The organism is Tritonibacter sp. SIMBA_163, from assembly GCF_046535935.1.
GTDB classification, from domain to species: domain Bacteria; phylum Pseudomonadota; class Alphaproteobacteria; order Rhodobacterales; family Rhodobacteraceae; genus Epibacterium; species Epibacterium scottomollicae.
On record NZ_JAWJBP010000029.1, the window covers coordinates 1 to 21,496 of the forward strand.

The following is a 21,496-nucleotide window of genomic DNA, read 5'->3' on the forward strand; positions in this document are numbered from 1 at the left end:
ACCAGTTCCTGGTCCTGTAGGTCTTGGTCTGCTCATGCATCCCAGCTACCACCCTGGATTCACGTGATGAATCCCTCGAGCAAGCGTGTCTCGCAATAGTCGGCGTTCTGCGCGATTACGGATTGATGCTGCACGGAGGCTTTGTTGCGTAAAGAGGGTGAAAGCCGGACATCCCCATTCCCCAGGCGGATTTAGTCTACGGGCTCTGTGACTGGCATGCTAAGCGCGGTGTAGCCGTTCAGCACGGCGGCGCGAATCTGGCTTAGCAATTTAGGCTGCATGGGCGCATCATCGACGTTGCTACCGGTGATTTCGATGGCTCGGATCTCCAGCGTCTGTTCGTCGACGCCGATGTGGATCTTTCGCCATAGACGGCGCTTCGCGCCACCATGCTTGCGAGCATGCCACTCGCCTTCTCCCCCTCCACCTTGATGCCGGTGCTGTCGATCAACTGGTTCAGGGATCGACGCGAGCCCCGGTAGGGAATGGTCCTCGCCAAGGCCTTCTGCTGCCTGCTCAACGTGCTGAAATCCGGAACCGACTAATCGAGGCCAACGAGCCGTAGGAGGCTCTTCACGAACCCAGTCGTCTGACGGAGCGCCAGGCCGAAGCGGACCTTCATCGTCAAACAGCTCAGGATCGCGGCATCGCTATACTGCGGTTGTCTGCCTCGCTCGCCGGTTGGCGGCACCCACACCATTGCCGGGTCGAACCAGATGGTCAAGGAGCCACGCTGCTTTAGCGCTCCGTTATAGGCCAGCCAGTTCTTGGTCTTGTATCTCGGCGAGGTGGGTCTGCTCACGCAGACCAGCTACCATGCTAGATTCGCGAGAGAAATCCTACATCGGCTTTTGCGCAACAAAGCCCAGCCAAGTCATCATAAGGCGCTATGTGGCGCGATCACCCTCCAATAGACACAGTCCTGCATTCTATGGCTGGTGTTGGCCGGAACCCATCGTGTTCAGAGCCGGTATCACCCAGCCGTCCTGCTGCTGGCATCACGCCGTCTCCCACACATCGAATTCAGTGCGCCGTACTGTGTTCGTCCAACAAGCAGTGAGCGCGGGATCTTCATTAGCGCGATCTGGGGTCTGCAGCATTCGTGACTTCAAGAAAGTAGCAACTTGAGGGGGGCTGAAACCAACATGTCTTTAGGTATATCAAAATGAGAGGCTCTTTGAGCTCAGAGATAATAGCACAAATCGCCAATGAAGAGTTGTTTGCCGCAAAAACGATTTCTGGAAGTTTATTTGTTCTAGGTCTCGTGCCAAGTTGGTCTCCATTACAGATACCAGCTTGAATCACGCCCGCGAGCGGATGTGAATCCCTTTTGTCAACACGACCTAACGTTTTGAGGCTCAAATGAACTCTTCATTTTGCGGGCACAGTTCATTCAGCATAGAGTGGCTCAATGATCCAAGACAGTGTAACCCGACCTCGACCGATCCTGTGGAGCTTTCGCCGCTGCCCGTATGCAATGCGGGCGCGAATGGCAGTGTTGAGCGCGGATCTCGCGGTAGAGCTGCGCGAAATCAAACTGAAAGATAAGCCGCAGGCGTTTCTTGCGGCCTCACCTTCAGCCACGGTGCCCAATTTGCAAGCAGGTGATCTGAACTTTGATGAGAGCCTCGACATCATGCGATGGGCCCTTGATCAGAGTGACCCGCATGGGCTGCTGAACATGCCCAGTATCGGCGAAACCCTGATCGCACAGAACGATGGGCCCTTCAAAACCGCTCTTGATCATACAAAATACGCGACCCGCTACCCTGATCTGAATCCGCAATCGGAACGGGCGCAAGCGTCTGACTTTATTCACTCTCTTGATACGCGACTGGCGAAGCATCCTTTTTTAACGGGCGACCGACCCACACTTGCCGATATTGCGATCTTTCCATTTGTGAGGCAGTTCGCCCACATCGACCGTGCTTGGTTTGACGCGCAGTCGTGGCCCAATGTGATCTCTTGGCTGGACGGTTTCCTTCAGAGCGCCGATTTTCAGACAGCCATGACGAAAGTCGCTGTTTGGGAAGAGGGAGCGCGCCCTTATCTTTTCGGCCAAGTGGCGGATTAGACCGGAAAATGGCAGGAAAATCCCTCAACAAGAAGAACTTGGAAGCCTTGGGCGCAGAAACACTGGCCGAGCTTCTTATGGAAGCTGTCAAAGGCGATGCAGCCCGCCAGCGGCGGGTGCGAATGGCATTGTCCTCAGAACAAAGCCCGAAAGAGGCCGCTGCTGACATCCGCAAGCGGCTGGCGCAAATCCGGCGTGCCAAAAGCTGGATCTCCACGCGCGCACAGCGCACATTGGCCAAAGAACTCAATGGCTTGATTGACATCATTTTGAATCGCGTCGCGTCTGGGGATGTGGACCTTGGCTTTGATCTGCTCTGGTCTCTCTTGCACCTCGCCCCCGATATTCACGCCCGGACCGACGACAGCAACGGCACGATCGGCGGTGTCATGGATGCTGCGATGGACGCGATCCAAGCCCTCGCCCCACGTCTTGATCGCGACGCCGAGCAACTTGCGGATCAGGTGTTTGAGGCGCTCCAAGACAACGGCTATGGCGAATTCGACGGCATTATCCCTGCGGTGTCGCATGCGCTCGGCGATCAGGGTTTGACCGCGCTCAGGGGCCGTGCGGAAAGGGCAATGGATGCGCCCGTCACCGTGGACGAGACCGAGTATTTCGGGATCTTCACGAGCACTGAACGCCGCCTTGAAATGGCAAAGGACAACAAGGACAGAACGCTCAGGATGATCCTGTCGGACATTGCCGATGCCCAAGGCGATGTGGACGCGTGGCTGTCACAGTATAGCGCCCGGCAGCTGACATATCACACCATTGCACCGGATGCAGCGCGGCGGCTCTTGCAGGCGGGCCGCGCCGAAGACGCCCTGCAGATTATGGAAAGCTGCATCGCCTCTGAGAAAGACAAAGACCGCGCCTTTGATACGCCCGAGGTCGACAGCGCCCACTTCGCCTGCCTTGACGCATTGGGCAAAGAGGGCGCTCTGCGCAGCGCCATGTGGGCCCGATTTGAAACAAGGCTTTGCGCGGAAACCTTGCGCCGCTACCTTTCTCGCCTGCCCGATTTCGACGATGATGAGGCGCTAGAGGACGCCCGCACCCATGTGCGCACCCATCCCGATCTGCTCCAAGGGCTCATCTTCTGTATGAGTTGGCCCGATCCAGGGTTTGCCGCAGATATGATACTGTCACGTCACGCAGAACTGGATGGCGATAGCTACGAACTCCTGTCCCCGACAGCCGAGTTGCTCAAGGCCGAGCATCCCCTGGCTGCTACACTGGTTTGGAGGTCGATGATCACCTTCGCCCTGCAAAACAACCGTACCAAACGCTATCGCCATGCTGCCCGTCACCTCGCCTCCTGCGCCCAGGCTGATATGGCGATTGCGGATTACGCCACCTTTCAAAGCCACGAGGCTTTTGTCGACGACCTACGCCGCAAACATCCACGCAAACACGCATTCTGGGATAAGGTCGAACAACAGGGCCGGATCGAATAGGCGCATGGGAAGGTGGCTTTCGGCCCAGAGCCGCCGCTCGCGAGGGAGTTCGAATGCCGCGCAAGCAGCCCGCATTGCGGACATTCGCGCAGGACGCAGCATTTGACCATGGATGGATGACCGCACTGCGGACTTTGTTGCCGTTCGATGATGGAATTTGAACGACTGCTTCGGCTCCTGAGGCTACGGGCCAACATCCGGGTGCCACCACTTTGGCCGCGATGCCTTGTACGAGTGCGTCTCCGGTTTGAGTGCTTTAAGATGAGGTTTGTCGAAAACTCCGGTGAGCAATGCAACAACCGGTTCATCGTCAACAGCTCCAATCGTACTGCCGCAAGTCGAACAAAAGGCCCGAGACGACTTCTTTGATGATCGAAAAAGGGCCGGCTTGCCGCCTGGACCAATCCATTCAACAGCTTCCACAGGAAACTCAACCCATGTTGCAGTAAGTGTGCCAGTGTGACGTTGGCACATTCGGCATGAGCACGTGTGAGGAAATTCAGGAGGCCCGGTCGTGCGAAACCGCACACGTCCACAGAGACACCCACCTTCTAACGTTTTCATGAATTGATCCTCTCGAAGTGCCCAATCGGTAACTGCTTATCAATCGGACTGTCACGTAGTGTGTTGTTGCCATAAATGCGATACCGGAATACCTGTCATCAACTCCCCTCGCAGCATCGGTCGCCATGGGCTCGAAGCGGACATGCGGCGGTGCGGCAGCAGGGTCGCAGCGTTTCCGCACCAGTTCCCAGACGCTAGATGACGGCAGCCAGCCCAAACGGGACAACCGCACCAGAGTCGTGAGTTCGTGCCGATCTGAAAGCCAATAGTTCGTGAGCCGCATTTACCTTGCTCCGAATTTTATCACACTGTAGGTTGCGCTCAACTGTGTCGCTCCCTTGATAGTAAGACCTGCGCACGTTGGCATTGGCACTTCCCGAGAAGTGCATGGAATAGAAATTTAAAGCGGCAGTTTATTTCATGCTTGATGGCGTAAATCTCTTTCCAGTCAATCCTGTGGTAACTTCAAATTGTGTGAAATTTGATGTTGTTTTCATACATGGTATTGGATCAAATGCGGCTTCTGCTTGGACAAATTCCAAAAATGAGGTTTGGCCCGTTTGGCTCGAGCACGTTGTTCAAAATAGTCGGTCTTTACTGTTAGACTACCCAGCACCCAGAGTATTCTTTTCCCCATCATCTTCAGTTTCCATTCAAGAGCGTGCTGAAAATATTGCGGATTATCTGCAGAGTGTTGGCATCGGAAAGCGTCCAGTTGTTTATGTTTGCCATAGCCTAGGCGGAATACTCGCAAAGGAAATAATTCGAGCTAGCGTAATCAACGGCAAGTTATCCGAACTCGCGAAAAGTGTCTGTGGGGTTGTTTTTCTGGCTACCCCGCATGCAGGCTCGCACGTCGCAACTCTAACTAGGCATTTTGGGTCCCAGCTCACGGATGACTTAGCTTGTGATAGTGCTTACCTTCTGGACCTCCGCGATTGGTTTTCGAAGTTCGCGGCGCAAAGGGATATTTATGTAGCCAGTTATTTTGAAGCGCGAAAAACGAGATCTGTTTTGGTAGTTGAAAAAAATTCTGCAGACCCACGTGTCGCAGGTTGTAGTTGCATCGCAATCGATCAAGATCATTCTGGAATTTGCAAACCAAGTAACATGGGGTCTGACATATTTTCTAGGATTAAGAGGGATGTAGTCCAATCTATTGAGAAAGTGAATAAAATGGGAAATGAATTGGTTAGCTTGGAAGACATTGTTAGCACACCTATTCTGACAGATGAGTTGCATCTGGATATCATTGGACTGCTAAGTAAACGTTATCTTGGGTACAATCCCGGTGCAACTATTATGAACCATTTTGGGGCAAGCCGCCCAGTGTGCATCATAGTTACTCAAAACCCGAAAATATTGAAGGAAGCTGCTGTTCTTGAGGAGCGCTGGCCCGACCGGTTTAGGGTCGAACGTGGTTTGATGGGGCAATTTACATCCGCTAAGAAGACTGGAACATCCAAATTTCGTTCAAATATAAAGCGAGCTGGAAAAACGACTGCAACATCCCGGAAGCAGCCGCCGGGTTTACTCGGCACCAAGGTCTTGGAGTCACGCGGTTTGCCCGCAGACAGAGCTGTAAGCTTCTCGGAACAAGATCGCATAAATCTATGCGATCACATTTCAGATACGGTCGCGCTAAATGCCAAACACAAGCTGGTTGTCACTTGCTTTAGGGAAAACGACGATCACACAGAGGTTTTCACTTCCCTTCACAGTCTGTACTATTCACTGCGAAACGTTGTCGAAAGCACAATAAACAAATTGACAGTCGATGCTAGAGCACCATCGACTGCGTCTAAGTCGTTTTCTCGTAAGTTAAGCGGCCTAGCTGATGAATATCGCAACGAGCAGGTGAAATTCTGCATTAATGCAGCTACCGACCAAGCTTTAACAAAAACGATGACCATAAACCTTGTTGGCAGCAGAAAAGCTTTGAACGGCTATTCTGCAACGCGGGAACTCTCTGTGAATGCAGAAGTGAAGCGAGTAGACTACAAAAAGGATTTGGCGGTTTTGCGTGTTCGCGCAAGTCCTCAGTGGAGAACGTGGGTAATAGAAAACGAGATGCATCATTTGAACGTATCTCCTCGAAAAAACTTAGGCGACTCTGTTCGCTCCGGTGCAACGGTTTCAACATGGGCTGCTCCCAACTCCGACCTTAGGATTGTTTCAACCGATAACACCGTCTTTTTTCCGATGACTGATCGAGTCACCAAACTTGAATCAGTTATGGTTATTAGCGGAGGTGACGTAGATGCGGGAAGTTCTGGGTCTCCGTTGATGGATGATGATGGGCATGTAACTGGCATGATAATTGGAAGAACTGATACAGATGATGGTCCGCGAATTCTTGCTGTGGATATTTCAGATTCTCGCGAGTTTTCTGATTCTAATGCTATAGAATCAAAGGTATAAGATTCGGAGAAAAGATTGTTTGGGAAGCAAGGCATGCATGACGCGAATACGAGCCGTCTTTGTCTTTTGCCGTGACCATCCGGTGAAAGGGCAGAGGTGTAGGCATCGGCTGTAGCTTTGTCCCCTTAACTTCATCAAATTGCGGACTTCGATCCCAGGCGCAGCGAAGGTCCGCAATCCGCCCTTGGTGTCGACCGACGCGAACGGCCCAGAGCCGCCTTCTACCCACCACGCCGCTTCCGCGCCGCAGCTTCACCAGACCGGCCATTCGTCCATGGCGCAGCATTTTCGGAGGCCGAGGTCGGCTGTGCGGACTTTCCGGACTTTTGCACAAGCAACGTTCGCTGACGCAGCAAATCATCGCGTGTGCGGCATGCGTGGTGCTGCACCGCAGCCCGAATATTTGAAGCGGTCATTTGATATTGTCGACAGGGTGCCAGATGCAAGTCGGGTTTACACCGCTATGCGTCGGAAATTGGAGGGCGCGGACCGTTGGGGAATTTGCCGTCAACCCATCTCGGTTTGCACAATGCAGAGCTCATAATTTTTGATCCATACTGCACAATGAGGTCGGAAAATCCGCTTGGCCCGAGCTTCAACGGTGAAGAAGCCGCGCCAGATTGAGCGTGCTTATGACAGCAGCGCCTTGCAGCAATGGCCAGCTTTGGGTCAGGCCTTCAATGATGACGGAGATGTCGTTTTCCCGGTCTGCGAGGTCCGCCGCGATTGCGGCTCTTTTTGCGACGTCACTTTTGTGCCGCCTGAGCAGATCACGCAGGCGCGCGTCCCGTGGTGCCGCCGCGACGGCTGCATGGAATAGGCAGCCCCGCTCTGCCTCTTGCGACATCCATTCTCCGATTTTGATGATCACGCTTTCAAGAGCGGCAGGACCGGGCGAAGGTAGGTCGTCGAACACATGCGCGATATACCGGGCATGGCGATGCTCAAGTGCTGCCAGCACCATCTCACCACGCGACGGCGTATATTTGTAAAGCGTGCGCAGGCTGACATCTGCCGCCGCGCGCAAGGCTTCTACGTTTGGCTCGGCAAAGCCTTGCGAAACAAAGGCACGTTCAAGCCCTGCAGCGATTTTGGTGGCAGTATCAATCATTCTTGACGCTGTAGAATGAGCGCTCTACCAATGCAAGTAGAGAGTTCACTCTACCGCGAGTCGCCACGCCGAAAGGATGCACCATGCTGGATCTGCCCAACATCATCGACGAACCAAAGGTCCGGGCCTACCGGCTGAACCGCACCCGCGAGCTGATGCAACAATTCAAGATGGACGCAGTGGTCCTGTTTGATCCGCTGAACCTGCGCTACGCCACCGGCTGCCGCAATATGCAGGTCTGGACCTCGCACCACCTTGCCCGCTACGTTTTTGTCCCCGTCGAAGGGCCGGTTGTCCTGTTTGATTATGGCGGTGCGCTGCACCTGTCGGACCATCTGGAGACGATTGACGAAGCACGACCCGCCCGCAGCTGGGACTACTTCGGATCAGGCAACCGTGCCGAGGAACACGCGAACAAATGGGCGGATGAGATCGTTGATCTTCTGCACAAAACCTGCGGCAAAGGCGCGACCCTAGGCCTTGATCGCGCCGATTTGCTGCCGATGCTGGCGATGCAGCACCGCGGCATCAAAATGAAGGATGCCAAAGGGCCAATGGAAATGGCCCGATCTATTAAATCGATGGACGAGGTCGCGATCATCAAGAATTCCATGCAGGTCTGTACCGACGCCATCGCCCACATGCGCAAGTTTGCTGAGCCGGGTGTGACCGAGAACTTCCTGCTGGCAAAAATGAACGAATACAACATGATGCATGGGGGCGAGTATCAGGAAACGCGGTTGCTGAACTCTGGTCATCATACAAACCCGTGGTTCACCGAGACCTCTGACAAAAAGATCGAGAACGGCGAGATGCTGGTCTTTGACAGTGATCTCATCGGCCCTGATGGCGTTTTCGCCGACCAGACACGCGCCTTTGTAATTGGTGATAAAAAACCGACTGACGAACAGCGCGTCCTGTACAACCACGCCTTTGAGCAGCTGCAGCACAACATGGAACTCCTGCGCCCCGGCATGACGTTCGAGGAGTTTGGCGAACGATCGTGGAAGATGCACGACATCTACGTGCCCAACCGCTACGCCGAGATGATCCACGGCATCGGCTTTGGCGTTGAATACCCGGTGATCTATTATCCCGAGGACCACGAGACCTGGCAGTATTCCGGCACCTTCGAGGAAGGCATGGGCGTCTGCGTCGAAAGCTACATTGGCCCGGTAGGAGGCTACGAAGGCGTGAAGCTGGAACAGCCCGTGTTGATCACCAAAGATGGCCCCGTGGCCCTGACCGATTGCCCGTTCGAGGACGACTACCTTTGAGCACCTATGACTATATCATTGTCGGTGCAGGTACTGCTGGTTGCACGCTGGCGCATCGGCTCAGCGCAGGCGGCGCCCATTCGGTGCTGCTGCTGGAGCACGGGCAGGATGATCGGACGTGGATCCTGCAAATGCCCGCCGGGCTACGGTCTGCCTTCAAGCCGACCAGCAAGTACAACTATTGGTTCAAGACCACACCGCAGAAACATCTGAACGGGCGGGAGATTGATCAGCCGCGCGGAAAGGCCTTGGGTGGGTCGTCTGCAATCAACGGCATGACTTTCCTGCGTGGCAATCCGCGAGACTATGACGATTGGGCGTCAGAGGAGGGCTGCACCGGCTGGTCCTTCGCCGACTGCCTGCCCTACTTCAAAAAGTTCGAGGGCAGCGACCGTCCTGCGGATGCATTTCGCAGCCCTGGCGGCCCCGTCGGCGTGCAACGGCAAGACGCGCTCAACCCTCTCAACGCCGCGTTTCTTGAGGCGGGGCAAGAGGCGGGCCATGACCTGACAGACGACGTCAACGGCTTCCAGCAGGAGGGCGTCAGCCGGTTCGAAATGTCCGTGCAGGGCGGCTACCGGTCCACCTCTGCCCGCGCGTTTCTGCACAAACAGCCCAAGCGCGACAACCTGACCGTGGTGACCCGCGCCCAGGTGCTGCGGGTGCTGCTGGAGCGCGACCGCGCCGTGGGCGTTGAATACGCCCGTGGCCGCGAGGTTCAGGTGGCGAAAGCCAAGCGTGAAGTGATCCTCTGCGCTGGCGCTTTTGGGACGCCGCATCTTCTGATGCTGTCGGGGATTGGCCCTGCTGACCAGCTAAAGGCACAGGGCATTCCGGTTCTCGTTGACGCTCCGCAATTGGGTGAAAACCTGCACGACCACCTTGAGGCACATGTGCAGGTCGAAACTGATAAACCTGTCAGCCTGAACCGCTATCTCAAGCCGCATCTGATGGTCTGGGCCGGGATGCAATGGTTCGGCTGGAAGGGCGGCGTTGCTGCGGTGAACCAGTGTCATGTCGGGGCCTTCCTGCGCTCGGGGCCGGAAATTACCCATCCCGACATCCAGTTCCACTTCTTCCCGGTCTTGTTCGGGCCGAATTGGATCCCCGATCCGGCCAAGAACGGGTACCGACTTGGCGCGGGTCCGATGCGCCCCACCAGCCGTGGCACCGTCAAGTTGGCCAGCGCCGACCCTGCCAAGGCCCCGCTGATCGATCCCAATTATCTGGCGACCGATCACGACTGGCACGTCATGCGGCAGGGCCTCAAATTCGGGCGCGAACTGCTCGCCCAGCCCGCCTTCAAGGACTTCCACGTCCGCGAAGACCTGCCCGGAGATCACGTCAAGACCGACGCCGACTGGGACGATTTCATCCGCGAAGACGCCTCGTCTGCCTACCACCCCTGCGGCACCGCCCGCATGGGCGCCGACGGCGACAGCCGCGCGGTCGTGGACCTTGAGCTAAACTTCAAAGGGGTCGCGGGGCTGCGCGTGGTGGACGCATCCGTCATCCCCGCAGTGCCATCCGCCAATATCAACGCCTGCGTGTTCATGATCGCCGAAAAAGCCGCCGACATCATCCTTGGCAAACCTGCCTTGCCGCCTGAACACGTCGACTATTACCGCGCCATCTAAAGGGCGTCTGAGGAGAGAGACATGAGACATCAAGACCGCCTGCTGGACGGCACCAACTTTCAGCGCCGCAAGGCCACCGCCGACACCAAACGCAAGGTGGAGGGCTGGGACGAATGGATCTGTACCGATGCCACGTTCCAACACGACTATGACCGCAAGGTCACGATGTGCGTGCAGGAAGGCTCTGCCACGCTGACCTTCGGGGACGGCGAAACGGTGGATATTGAGGCGGGCGATACGCTGACCATCCAGCCCGGTGCTTCAGCCTCGTGGAAGATCGCCCCGCCGATCCGCAACCTCTATTGTTATCACGACACTTTCACCTCGGCTGAAAACCGAGTGGCACAGGTGAACTGGCACGGGAAACAGGCCTGATGCGCGCGCAACCGACCGGATCGCACTATATCAACGGCAGCTATTACGACGACCCGCAGGGCGAAGAGCTGACCACCAGCTACCCCGCCACGGGTGAGGTGATTGCAAAGCTGAACACCGCCACACAAGCCACTGTCGACCGCGCCGTTGCCGCCGCCCGCGCGGCGCAGCCCGCGTGGGCCGCGATGGCCCCGGTCGAGCGGGGCCGCATCCTGCGCCGGGCCGCCGAGATCATGCGCGAGCGCAATCAGGAGCTTTCCGAGCTTGAAACCCTCGACACCGGCAAGGCCATTCAGGAAACGCTGGTAGCTGACGCCGCTTCGGGCGCGGAAAGCCTTGAGTGGTTCGGCGGCATTGCGCCCTCGATCTTCGGCCAGACCATCGAACTCGGCGGCCCCTTCGCCTATACCCGCCGCGAGCCCTTGGGCGTCTGCGCCGGGATCGGCGCGTGGAATTATCCCATCCAGATCGCCAGCTGGAAGGCAGCCCCCGCGCTCGCCACCGGCAACACGCTGGTGTTCAAATCCTCCGAGATGACGCCGCTGACCGCCTTAAAGCTAGCCGAAATCCTGACCGAGGCGGGCCTGCCCGATGGCGTCTTCAACGTGGTGCAAGGCTTCGGCGCGACAGGCGGCGCGCTGACCAACCACAAGGGTGTCGATAAGGTCTCGCTTACCGGCTCTGTGCCTACGGGAAAGCGGGTGATGGCGGGGGCGGCAGAGACGCTTAAACACGTGACACTTGAACTGGGGGGTAAGTCGCCCCTCATCGTTTTTGAGGACGCCGACCTCGACAACGCCGTTAGCGCGGCAATGCTTGGGAATTTCTATTCCACTGGCCAGATTTGCACAAATGGCACGCGCGTCTTTGTCCATTCAAGCGTGCGGGACGACTTCCTCGCACGGCTCAAAACCCGGACTGAGGCGATGGTGCTGGGCGATCCGCTGGACCCAGACACGCATATGGGGCCGATGGTGTCAGCCGCACAGGCCGACATCGTGGAGCGTTACCTCGACACTGCCCGCTCCGAAGGCGCTCGCGTCATCACCGGCGGCAGTCGCGTCAACGTCGACGGTTTCGCCGACGGGCGCTTCATCGCACCCACCGTGCTGGCCGACCTGACCGATGATATGACCGTTGTGCGCGAAGAGGTCTTCGGCCCGGTCATGTCGGTGCTGTCCTTCGACGAGGAGGCCGAGGTTCTGTCCCGCGCCAATGACACCAAATTCGGCCTCGCCGCCGGGGTGTTCACGCGTGACATCCAGCGCGCCCATCGCGTGGTGGCGGGTTTGCAAGCGGGCACGATCTGGATCAACAACTACAACCTGACACCAGTTGAAATGCCCTTTGGCGGCGTGAAATCCTCGGGGATCGGACGAGAGAATGGATTGGCGGCGATAGACCACTATACTCAGACAAAATCTGTCTTCGTCGAAATGGGAGACGTGGATGCGCCCTACTGACGATCAGGGTTTCGACCCGATCACCGGATTTACCCATGGCTTGAAGCCCGAGGCTATTCCCGCTGCGGTGCTACAGATGGCGCGCCGCTGCCTGATGGACACGTTGGCGGTCTGGGCGGGTGGTAGCACCAGCAAACCGGCCCGCATCGCGTATGATCATGCTGCAAGACGCTATCCAGGCGAGCTGCCGATGCCGTTTGACGGACGGCGCGTCAACCCTGTTGGCTATGCTTTCGCCGGGGCGTGCAGCACGGATGCGCTCGATGGGCATGACGGGCACCAACTGTGCAAGGGCCATGCCAGTGCCGCACTGGTGCCGATGCTGCTGGCCGAACTTGGCCTCAATCCTGACTGCACGTTGGACGAGATGCTGACCCACCTCATCGTCGGCGAGGAAATCGCGATCCGCGCGGGGCTTTCGCTGCACGACACCGCTGCCGACTACCATTCGTCGGGCGCGTGGAACGCCATGGGTGCCGCCGCCATGGGGGCCCGGATGCGTGGGCTGAACGCTGAAAAGACGCGCCATGCGCTCGGCATCGCGGAATACTATGCTCCTCGCGCGCCTATGATGCGTTGCATCGATCACCCGTCGATGGTCAAGGACAGCACGTCCTGGGGGGCATTGACCGGGGCGTCCGCCCTCGATCTTGCCGAAGACGGTTTTACCGGTGCGCCCGCCTCGATTTGCGTGGAGGCACCGCAGTACTGGCAAGACCTCGGTCAGCATTGGCGCATTCTTGAGACCAATTTCAAAGCCTACCCCGTCTGCCGTTGGGCGCACCCGCCGATCGAGGCGGCCCTTGGGTTGATGCGCGCCCGTGGCATCGCGGTGGACGACATCGCATCGGTCACCGTCTCGACCTTTGCGGCAGCGACACGTCTAGCCACCATGCGCCCCGCCGACGGAGATCAGGCACAATACAGCATGCCGCTTTGCCTCGCCGTGGCTATCCTCGAAGGCACGATCCTGCCGGCGCACATCCTTCCAGAAGCTTTTGATATACCCGAAGTCTGGGGCCTTGTGGACCGCATCACTCTGACCGAGGACCCGAAGCTGACCGCTATTTTTCCGGCACAGCGATTGGCTGTGGTAACCATCGACACGCACGACGGACGCCGCCTCACGTCCAGCCCAACGGATGCCCGTGGCAACTTTGACGCGCCCCTAGGCGACGACGAATTACTCGCAAAATGCGCAGCCTACCTCGCGGAGGTCCTGCCGACAGAATCTGCCGCCACCTTGGCCGCCCTTGTGCGCGGTCCACATCCGACCCCAGCCGAACTGATCGCCGCCCTCAACCGAAGGACCTGACCATGGCAAATGCATTCCATCTCGACGATCTTGTGGCCAACCTGCGCACCGCCGCCACAAGCGACGCGCCCCGTGAGAACATCAAAGCGTTGCTGGAACAGGCCGTGGCTGACCCCGCGGACATGCAGGCGACGATGCCGGAATTCGCGGACAACGACGTAATCCTTCACGAGGATGAGACCGTTTCGATCTGGCACTGCCGCTTTATGCCCGGCCAGACTGTTCCTGCACATGATCATCAAATGCTGGCGACGATTGGCGTTTACAGCGGTGCGGAGCGGAATGACTTTTATGAGGCCGATCTTGAATCGGGTGGTATCCGCAAAAGCAGCGAAGTGATACTGAGCGCAGGCAATGTCCTGCAAATCGGCCCCAGCGCGATCCATGCCGTTGGCTGCGTAAGTGAGACGCCCTGCATGGGCATCCATGTCTATCTTGGTGCGCTGACGCAAATCGACCGCTCGCTGTTCGACACCGAGAAGGGTGAAAAGCTGCCCTTTTCGGATGAGCACTATCAGCGGATGACCCGCTGATTGAACTGGCTCCCGCTGAGTTAGCAGCATGATGCAATCATTTGGCGAGGTTTTGAACGCTCGCAATCATTGGTCCTGATCCTATCAAATTCCTGAACGGCAGGTTCTTTCGCTGCAGGGCGGCAATGACTTTTTCGCTCATGCCGTATTTTTTACGCTGCGAGCGCGCGCAGCACATAATGACAATGACCGGGTTGGGCTCTAAGTGGACATGCGGCGGTGCGGCAGCGAAGTCGCAGCGATTCCGCACCAGGTTCCAGCCGTCAGATGACAGCAGCCAGCCCAATGCAGTCATTCGATAGCGGCGCTGCAAGCACTTTGCCGCAGGAGCAATAAATTCCTCTAAAGTTACCGAGACCGGACCTTGGTAGGTCGGCTATGCTGATCACAATGATGCAGAGGTTGACCCAGAACCCAGCAAAACAATAATACTGGAGTTTTCGAACTCAGCCGTCCGAAACGCCAAGCTGAAAGATCCGCTCCAGAACTGCTTTCCACACAGTCCCTAAAAGCCATCTGTTGGCAGACAGTTAGTTGGAGAAAAGAACAGTGACTTTCAGACCTGGCTGATTGTCTGAAAGAGCCACTTTGGCGCAATGTAGATCGGCAATCGCTTTAACTAAGCTGAAGCCAAGACCGTTTCCCGATGTGGTGCGGCTCTTCTCCACCCGGTAGAAGCGCCGGAAGACTTTTTCGCGGTCTCTTTCTGGAATGCCCGGCCCATTGTCGCAGACTGTAAAGGTGGTGTGATCCGACGTCGACAAGAGGGACATTTCGACATGTGCCTTTGAGGGGCAATGGCGCAATGCGTTCTCAACCACATTGGCCACCATCTGCGTGAGGAGTTGTTGATCCCCTAAGACGGTGTGGGGTGCAGCGCCTCCTGTGAAGACGAGCGTCTGGTTATTTTCTTCTGCAACCGCGCTGTAGGCATCCTCAATTCGGGACAGAACCGCTGTAAGATCCACTTCGCGAAAGCTCTCCCGCTGCGCACCTGCTTCGATTTGAGAAATCCGCAAGAGTGCATGAAACGTCTCGATCAGATCGTCAGCTGCCTCAATAGCTTGGTAAACTTGCCCACTCAGGTGATCACCGAGTTCCTCGGACTGGCCAATGGCTTCGAGCCTTTGTCGCAGGCGTTGCATTGGTGTGCGCAGGTCATGCGCAATATCTGCTGTGATCTGGTTCTGGCTTTCCACCATTTTTTCAAGCTGGCTTATGGTGCTGTTAATCTCACGCGACAAACGTGCCAAGTCATCTGCATCGCTGTCGTGCAGAGGCACACGCGCCTCGAGATCCCCCTCTGCAACGCGTTCGAGCGTTCCAGACACTTGCCTCAAGCGTGTTTCCGTACGGCGACCGACGGCGATACCAACGCCAGACCCAACCATGATCACAACGACGAAACCAATTATCAATCCACCGCCGAATCCCTCAAGCAGTTCCAGCAGGAAGTAGGTGCTTGTCCCAAGTACCAAAGTGTTCTCGCCAAGGTTAACATTTCGCAGGATATAGCCGAAGGCTTCGTTGTCGTTATGCCCCGAGAAGTCTATGTCGGATGCGTCGACGTAATCAGCCTTGGCTGCCCGGCCAATGGTGTCGACATTTCCCACGATGCGCTGGTCGTTTGCATCAAGTAGCAGGTATATCCGGTGGTCTTCGAAATTGAATGCGCCGTATTTTGTCAGCCCTTCAATCACCCCATCAAGACCTTGATCCTCATATATAGCGAGAAACGCGGCCTCCTCATCGACAAGCTGTTCCTTGATCCAGTCCGTCGTCTCATATTCGGCGAGTTTGTAAGCTCCCGCGAAAACCAATGCTGTCACAAAAGAATACAAGAACGCAAACCTCAGCGACAGTCGCACCGAGGTCGAGCGAAGAAATCGGCCCAATAACGCGTCCCTAGCCATGCAGACTATACCCTGCGCCGCGTATTGTGTGGATCAGCTCTGTCGCGAAGGGTTTGTCGACTTTGTTACGCAGGCGGCTGATATGGGTTTCGACAACATTCGTCTTGGGATCGAAATGAAAATCCCAGACCGCCTCCAACAGCATTGTCCGGGTGACTACCCGATCTGCATTCCGGATCAGATACTCCAACAAGCTGAACTCGCGCGGCTGTAACTCGACTTCGGTGCCGCCCCGGCTAACCGTCCGGCGGATCAGGTTCATCTCAAGATCAGCCACTCGCAGCACAGTTTCTTCTGTCTTGAGCGGCGGACGGCGTACCAGCGCAACCAAACGGGCCGAGAGTTCATGAAACGAAAACGGTTTGACTAAATAGTCATCAGACCCGGCTAGAAGGCCCTCAACTCGGTCATTGATGCCATCCATCGCACTTAGGAATAGAATAGGTGTCTCTATCCCGGCCCCGCGAACTGACTTTATCAGCGTCAACCCATCCAATCTCGGCAACATTCGGTCAAAGACCATCACGTCATAATCGTTGTCCAACGCATTCAAAAAGCCGTCCTTGCCATTGTCACAATGATCAACAGCATGGCCCTGCGCCTTCAGGCTCGAGGTAATATAGTCGGCTGTTTCAAGGTCATCTTCGACAACAAGGACACGCATTCATCCGCTTTCCGAAGGAGAGGTCTGGATATTTGAATACTGTGGATTTTCTGACCGTCAACCTGCCAGAAGATTACGGATTGGTATAGTTCGCGCAAGGTTTGAGTGATCTGCGTTGACCTATCCCTGCTTTGACTTCGAGCAGGACACTAAGCTTTTGACACATATCCCGACAGCATCATCGCGCGCGCCACTGAAAAAAATATTCGGGCGGCATTTTTTACAGCTAGGTGACAAAGCGAAGGCTTGGCAGCCGACTCTCACGCCCGCAAGGCTTAATCTGATTGTCGCCACCTACATGATGGTTGCCTTCAACGCCGCCTTTTGGGGACATCTTATACGTCTTTTTGAAGGCGCGCCGATGAACATTGCGTGCTTTGGGGTGGCAGTATGGATGCTGACGTTCTTTACGCTCAGTCTGGTCAGTCTGCCGTTGTTGCATCGCCCCCTCGCTGCAGGGTTAATCCTGTTGGCTGCGGCGGCGGCATGGTATCAGGATCACCTGGGAGCGGTCATCGATAAGCTGATGATCCAGAACGTAATGAACACCACGGTTACAGAGTCGCGGCAGTTGATCACGGTACCCTACTTGCGCCACATGTTTCTGACCGGGGTCATACCTGCCGTTTTACTGTTTTGGCCGCGCATCACATATGCACGGGTCCGGGGATTACTGTGGAGATTTCCGCTGACCATTGCGGCGAGTTTCCTGCTGACATTTGGATTTTTGTTCATCAACCTCAAAGCCAATGTTTCCATCATCCGCGAGCATCACGAGCTGCTGGGTAGTTACCAGCCTGGTGCCACGATCGGCGCCCTTGTGCGGTATGCAAAAATGGAACTCCGTGCCGGGAATGTCGAAGTTAAACCGCTGGGGCAGGATGCAGCTAAGGGGCCTGCTTTGCTGGCCACAAAGAAGCCGGTTTTGCTGGTCCTGTTTGCTGGTGAAACGGCACGTGCGCAAAACTTTGGGCTGAATGGATACAGCCGTAACACCACGCCAGAGCTGTCCCAACTCGATGTCTTCAATTTCAAAGACGCTACGTCCTGTGGGACTTCGACCGCAGTGTCATTGCCATGCATGTTTTCCCCATTTGATCGCTCGGACTACAGTCACGAGCGATTTATGGGCAGCGAAAACCTGTTGGATGTGCTTGCCCACGCAGGTGTGGATCCGGTGTGGGTTGACAACAATACAGGCGATCAAAACATCGCCAGACGGACGGGCGCACGGATGGTCGATGTGACATTGAACCCAGCCGCATGTGCTGGTGGCGAATGCACTGATGCGGCTCTGTTGACGGAACTCAGCGCCCAGATCGGCAGCATCACTGAGGATACGGTTCTGGTTCTACATATGATCGGTAGCCATGGTCCCGCGTACTACCTGCGCTATCCGGAAGGTTTTGCACCGTTTATCCCGGACTGTCGCACGGCTGAGTTCGACTACTGCAGCCAGCAGGAGATCGTGAATGCCTATGACAACAGTATTGCCTTCACCGATCATATCATCGCCAGCGCCATTAAAATGCTGGACCAGCAGGATCGCGTGTCGCCCGCTCTGTTTTTCCTGTCTGACCATGGTGAGTCTTTGGGAGAGGCAGGGCTATACCTGCATGCTGCTCCGATGTTCATGGCACCCGAAGTTCAAACGCAGGTGCCTTTTCTGATGTGGTTACCACAAAAATTCCAAGAAACCATGCACGTTAACGCTGCATGCCTCACAGACCGCACCTCCCAACCGGTCAGTCAGGATAATCTTTTCCATACAGTACTCGGATTGATGGACATCTCCACTGAGGTCTATCGGCCAGAGCTTGACATAACAGCCAACTGCCGCACCGAAAGGACCCCGGCGTGACACAACCTACAGCTTCACAAAAGACGTCTCCGCAAATCCCACCTAAGGTGACAGGACTTGCGCATCTGTTTGCCGCGGCTCGCTATTCTCTGGGCGGTTTTCAGCGGCTGCTCGCAGAAGCCGCGGCAAGGCAAGAACTTGCGACAGGGGGCGCAGCGATCATTTTGCTCTGGGTTTTGGGGGCGCCGGGAATGCAGATTGGAGCATTTTCCATTCTTTTCCTGCTGCTACTAGCGATTGAGGCGCTCAACACTGCCATCGAAGTCCTGACTGATTTGGTTTCGCCCGAATGGTCTCAACAAGCAAAGCACGCAAAAGACCTTGGATCTCTGGCGGTCGCGCTCTTGATTGGAGCAAATACCGCCTGCTTCGCCATCATTCTGCTGTCACTCCTGAATTAGGCGCGGGGCACTCCTTCGACCAAGTGTCTCGCCTCGGTCCAGTAAGGCAAGCCAGACGATTTGTTACGCAAGCTCTAGCGTTAACCTCATAGCAAATGGCCGCTTTTGCCACTGCATATGCAGCACAAACCGTTCATCGGTCCCCTAAGTTCTACGACTTTGCAAATGGTGCTTCCTGCGCTTTGCTGACATCTGAGCTGAGCGCGGCATCGCCCTAGTCATCGGAGCCGTTCGAAGGTCCGCTCTCAGGAGATCGTTCGCGCTTGCAGCAAAGGTATCGCTGCACCTTGCATGAGTGTCGTATTCGGGCTGACTGCGGCCATCGACGCCGATATCTGGAATGGCAGTTCAATCCCAAATCTGCGAACTCAGTTTTCAAAATTGAATGAACGCAACACGGAGGCGGGGCTGATAGCCCCGCCGCTTCTGTCTTGTGGGCCAGTGGGATTTGGGCGAGCCAAACGCCCCTGGCCATCAGGGAGAGGGTGCTACCCTCCCCCTCGGACAATTCTATTAGACCGGGCCGTGTCCTCGGCTGCGCCTGCGGGCCGCACCAACCCGGTCGAATAGCATTGCCTCGCCCCCTCCCGCGTTCGCCACGTGGCAGATTTGCAGGAACAGGCGGCTGCGCCGACTGAACCTGCAAATCAGCCCTGATTTTCCAAAAGGAAGGTCAGATCAACGCAACAAGCCACACGGCAAAAACAGTGGATTGGGTCAGTTTATGACGCCTAGGTCAATTTCGTCTGACGTTCAACAAGGGTGTGGAACGTCGAACATCTTTGACCCAATCAGCGGCCAAAACCTGAGGAAATTGAAAGGCCGCGTCTTTCAATTCTGACCCAAACGTCAAGCATTTCTGACCCAGAAGATCGCGTATATCGATAAGCTCGCTTACCTGCGTCAGGAACTAGCGGCCCATTGCGGACCTGCTCCGGCTTCGGCCACGCTGCGATGCGGCTTCCCAAGAGCAGACATTCGTCCGAGGGCACGTGATCCGATCACTCCGACACAATGTTCGTCAAAGGAGATACCGTCAGCCCGTGCCGTGCGGGCGTCGACCTTCCCGACTACGTCGACGCATTTGCCATTTTGCCCAATCAGTATTGATGCACCACATGAGTCAGTTTCAACTTGGCTCTCGCATCATTGTGTCTCGGCAAAAAGCTTCCGTGCCGTCCCGACAACATTCGTGACCGGCGAAGGATTTGCTTTCTTATCTATCTCGATGACCATTGCCGCCGCCGCATTGGCGATCTTTCGAAGTTGGTGCGCGCGAACGTCCTGTGGGTTGGGGCGCTCGAAGTCGATATCGTCGAGGCTGCCTGCAAAAACCTTCATCCAAGGATGCTCTCTTGAGGCGATGAGCTTGGAGAATTCAGTGAAGCCGATGATGCGAAAACGCCGAGGTGAATCCGGGTCGCGCTCTATCATTGCATCGGCGATCGCGTCCTGCCACTCTCTATAGATCAGCGCCTCGCGATAGAAGAGGCTCGCGGCGGCATCTTCAATGGTTTCCTCAAGCGTGGCATCTTCAAGGCGCGGGAGGTTGAGCTCGGTCGCGAGGAAGTCGGCCAAGCAGCGCAAGGCGCGCAACTTCTTATCGTGGTCCATTGTGACTGCGTCGCTCAGAGCTTTTCCTTCGTCGCCGAACGCGCTGTGGGATTTCACCTCGAAGCGGCCAGCGAGGTGAGCGATGTTCATTTCTTCCATGGGCGTAGTATCTAGCCCCCAAACCCCACAGATTCGCAAAAGCCGGTCGCGCTCCACATCAGGGCCGTCTGCTAGGGCTTTGCGAAAGGCATTGATTTGGGCGGCGATCGGCGCCGTGTAAGCTGGGTTATGCGCCGCCAATGAGCTGAGCTCTATTTCCATCCCCCGGATCCACCCAAGCAGGCTGGCTATGCGATACAGCGTGCTTATGCGTTTATATTCATTGAAATCGCGTGGAAGAGTCGCAGTATTGAGGAAAGAATGGCGATGCTCGAGGAAAATTTCCTTGCTTCGCCAAACAATCTTCGCGCAGGCCTCAGCTAAGGGACCAAGATACCGCCGATAGACTTCGTCATCAGTCCGTTTGCGGAGCCATGAAGCCTTTATCCAAGCAAAAAGACCATCCCGCAGCAGAATGACCGCGATTGCGCTGCCACTACCGATGAGAGCAGAAACGATCGCGGGGTTGTCGAGCGACATCTGGGGCGTAGCCATCGTTGGAACATCTCCAAGCTTCAATCCGTCTGCCAAAGCTGCTGGTACGGTCACTAGCCACGCTAAGAACGCAAATATCTCTTCAATCACCCTGTCTCTCCCAAGTCTTGCCGTTAGTGACCGAAGATATTTGGTTGGTCAACGTGGAGTGCCCCCACTGAAGTGGTCCACCTTTTGGGATAGGAATATCCCGTTTTCAGGAGGACGACGAGATGGCAG

Annotated in this window: 17 protein-coding genes and 1 pseudogene; 11 read left to right on the top strand and 7 right to left on the bottom strand. The window is 56.2% G+C overall.

The features are described from left to right. Positions 1-254 precede the first annotated feature (254 nt). A pseudogene (locus tag R0J92_RS20215) lies at positions 255-802 on the bottom strand (IS5 family transposase); the annotation flags it as partial. A gap of 687 nt (positions 803-1,489) precedes the next feature. Here R0J92_RS20215 and R0J92_RS20220 point away from each other — a divergent pair. Both R0J92_RS20220 and R0J92_RS20225 read left to right on the top strand, forming a co-directional pair. Next, positions 1,490-2,074, top strand: a complete 585-nt coding sequence (locus R0J92_RS20220; RefSeq protein WP_411052934.1) for a glutathione S-transferase — start codon at positions 1,490-1,492, stop codon at positions 2,072-2,074. An 8-nt stretch (positions 2,075-2,082) separates the two neighbouring features. Continuing rightward, positions 2,083-3,534: a DUF6880 family protein gene (locus R0J92_RS20225; protein ID WP_411052935.1), complete on the top strand. Its 1,452-nt coding sequence runs from the start codon at positions 2,083-2,085 to the stop codon at positions 3,532-3,534. A gap of 183 nt (positions 3,535-3,717) precedes the next feature. Here the strand turns inward: R0J92_RS20225 and R0J92_RS20230 are convergent, their stop codons facing one another. Continuing rightward, positions 3,718-4,098, bottom strand: coding sequence for a GFA family protein (locus tag R0J92_RS20230; RefSeq protein ID WP_411052936.1), 381 nt, complete (start codon positions 4,096-4,098; stop codon positions 3,718-3,720). Between the two features lie 420 nt (positions 4,099-4,518). Between R0J92_RS20230 and R0J92_RS20235 the strand changes: the two genes are divergently transcribed. Continuing rightward, positions 4,519-6,519: an alpha/beta fold hydrolase gene (locus R0J92_RS20235; protein WP_411052937.1), complete on the top strand. Its 2,001-nt coding sequence runs from the start codon at positions 4,519-4,521 to the stop codon at positions 6,517-6,519. 595 nt (positions 6,520-7,114) lie between these two features. Here R0J92_RS20235 and R0J92_RS20240 read toward each other — a convergent pair. Next, positions 7,115-7,630, bottom strand: coding sequence for a TetR/AcrR family transcriptional regulator (locus R0J92_RS20240; RefSeq protein WP_411052938.1), 516 nt, complete (start codon positions 7,628-7,630; stop codon positions 7,115-7,117). 83 nt (positions 7,631-7,713) lie between these two features. Between R0J92_RS20240 and R0J92_RS20245 the strand changes: the two genes are divergently transcribed. The 6 genes from R0J92_RS20245 to R0J92_RS20270 are packed head-to-tail and all read left to right on the top strand — an operon-like array spanning position 7,714 to position 14,230. Then, positions 7,714-8,907, top strand: coding sequence for a M24 family metallopeptidase (locus R0J92_RS20245; RefSeq protein ID WP_411052939.1), 1,194 nt, complete (start codon positions 7,714-7,716; stop codon positions 8,905-8,907). Beyond that, a complete protein-coding gene (locus tag R0J92_RS20250) occupies positions 8,904-10,544 on the top strand; it encodes a choline dehydrogenase (protein ID WP_411052940.1) in 1,641 nt (546 codons plus the stop codon). The genes R0J92_RS20245 and R0J92_RS20250 overlap by 4 nt, the downstream gene beginning before the upstream one ends. A gap of 21 nt (positions 10,545-10,565) precedes the next feature. Next, positions 10,566-10,919, top strand: a complete 354-nt coding sequence (locus R0J92_RS20255; RefSeq protein WP_411052941.1) for a cupin domain-containing protein — start codon at positions 10,566-10,568, stop codon at positions 10,917-10,919. Further along, positions 10,919-12,382, top strand: coding sequence for a betaine-aldehyde dehydrogenase (gene betB, locus R0J92_RS20260; protein WP_411052942.1), 1,464 nt, complete (start codon positions 10,919-10,921; stop codon positions 12,380-12,382). The genes R0J92_RS20255 and betB overlap by 1 nt, the downstream gene beginning before the upstream one ends. Further along, the gene (locus R0J92_RS20265) at positions 12,369-13,697 is read left to right on the top strand and encodes an MmgE/PrpD family protein (RefSeq protein WP_411052943.1); all 1,329 of its coding nucleotides are present in this window, start codon (positions 12,369-12,371) and stop codon (positions 13,695-13,697) included. The genes betB and R0J92_RS20265 overlap by 14 nt, the downstream gene beginning before the upstream one ends. A gap of 2 nt (positions 13,698-13,699) precedes the next feature. After that, positions 13,700-14,230: a hypothetical protein gene (locus R0J92_RS20270; RefSeq protein ID WP_411052944.1), complete on the top strand. Its 531-nt coding sequence runs from the start codon at positions 13,700-13,702 to the stop codon at positions 14,228-14,230. 37 nt (positions 14,231-14,267) lie between these two features. Here the strand turns inward: R0J92_RS20270 and R0J92_RS20275 are convergent, their stop codons facing one another. The 3 genes from R0J92_RS20275 to R0J92_RS20285 all read right to left on the bottom strand — a co-directional run bounded on the left by R0J92_RS20275 (position 14,268) and on the right by R0J92_RS20285 (position 16,807). Then, positions 14,268-14,525, bottom strand: a complete 258-nt coding sequence (locus R0J92_RS20275; protein ID WP_411052945.1) for a hypothetical protein — start codon at positions 14,523-14,525, stop codon at positions 14,268-14,270. A 235-nt stretch (positions 14,526-14,760) separates the two neighbouring features. Next, complete coding sequence (locus R0J92_RS20280) at positions 14,761-16,071, bottom strand: sensor histidine kinase (RefSeq protein ID WP_411052946.1); 1,311 nt, start codon at positions 16,069-16,071, stop codon at positions 14,761-14,763. A gap of 64 nt (positions 16,072-16,135) precedes the next feature. After that, a complete protein-coding gene (locus R0J92_RS20285) occupies positions 16,136-16,807 on the bottom strand; it encodes a response regulator transcription factor (protein ID WP_065331340.1) in 672 nt (223 codons plus the stop codon). Positions 16,808-16,964: 157 nt separating this feature from the next. On the opposite strand from R0J92_RS20285, the gene R0J92_RS20290 reads away from it, so the two are divergent. Further along, positions 16,965-18,668 carry a phosphoethanolamine transferase gene (locus tag R0J92_RS20290; RefSeq protein ID WP_411052947.1) on the top strand — a complete coding sequence of 568 codons (1,704 nt, stop codon included), beginning with the start codon at positions 16,965-16,967 and terminating at the stop codon, positions 18,666-18,668. After that, on the top strand, positions 18,665-19,069 hold the full coding sequence (locus tag R0J92_RS20295) for a diacylglycerol kinase (protein WP_411052948.1): 405 nt from the start codon (positions 18,665-18,667) through the stop codon (positions 19,067-19,069). The genes R0J92_RS20290 and R0J92_RS20295 overlap by 4 nt, the downstream gene beginning before the upstream one ends. Positions 19,070-20,215: 1,146 nt before the next feature. Here the strand turns inward: R0J92_RS20295 and R0J92_RS20300 are convergent. Next, positions 20,216-21,367 (bottom strand): hypothetical protein, encoded by a 1,152-nt coding sequence (locus R0J92_RS20300; protein WP_411052949.1) that lies wholly within the window; start codon positions 21,365-21,367, stop codon positions 20,216-20,218. Positions 21,368-21,496 lie beyond the last annotated feature (129 nt).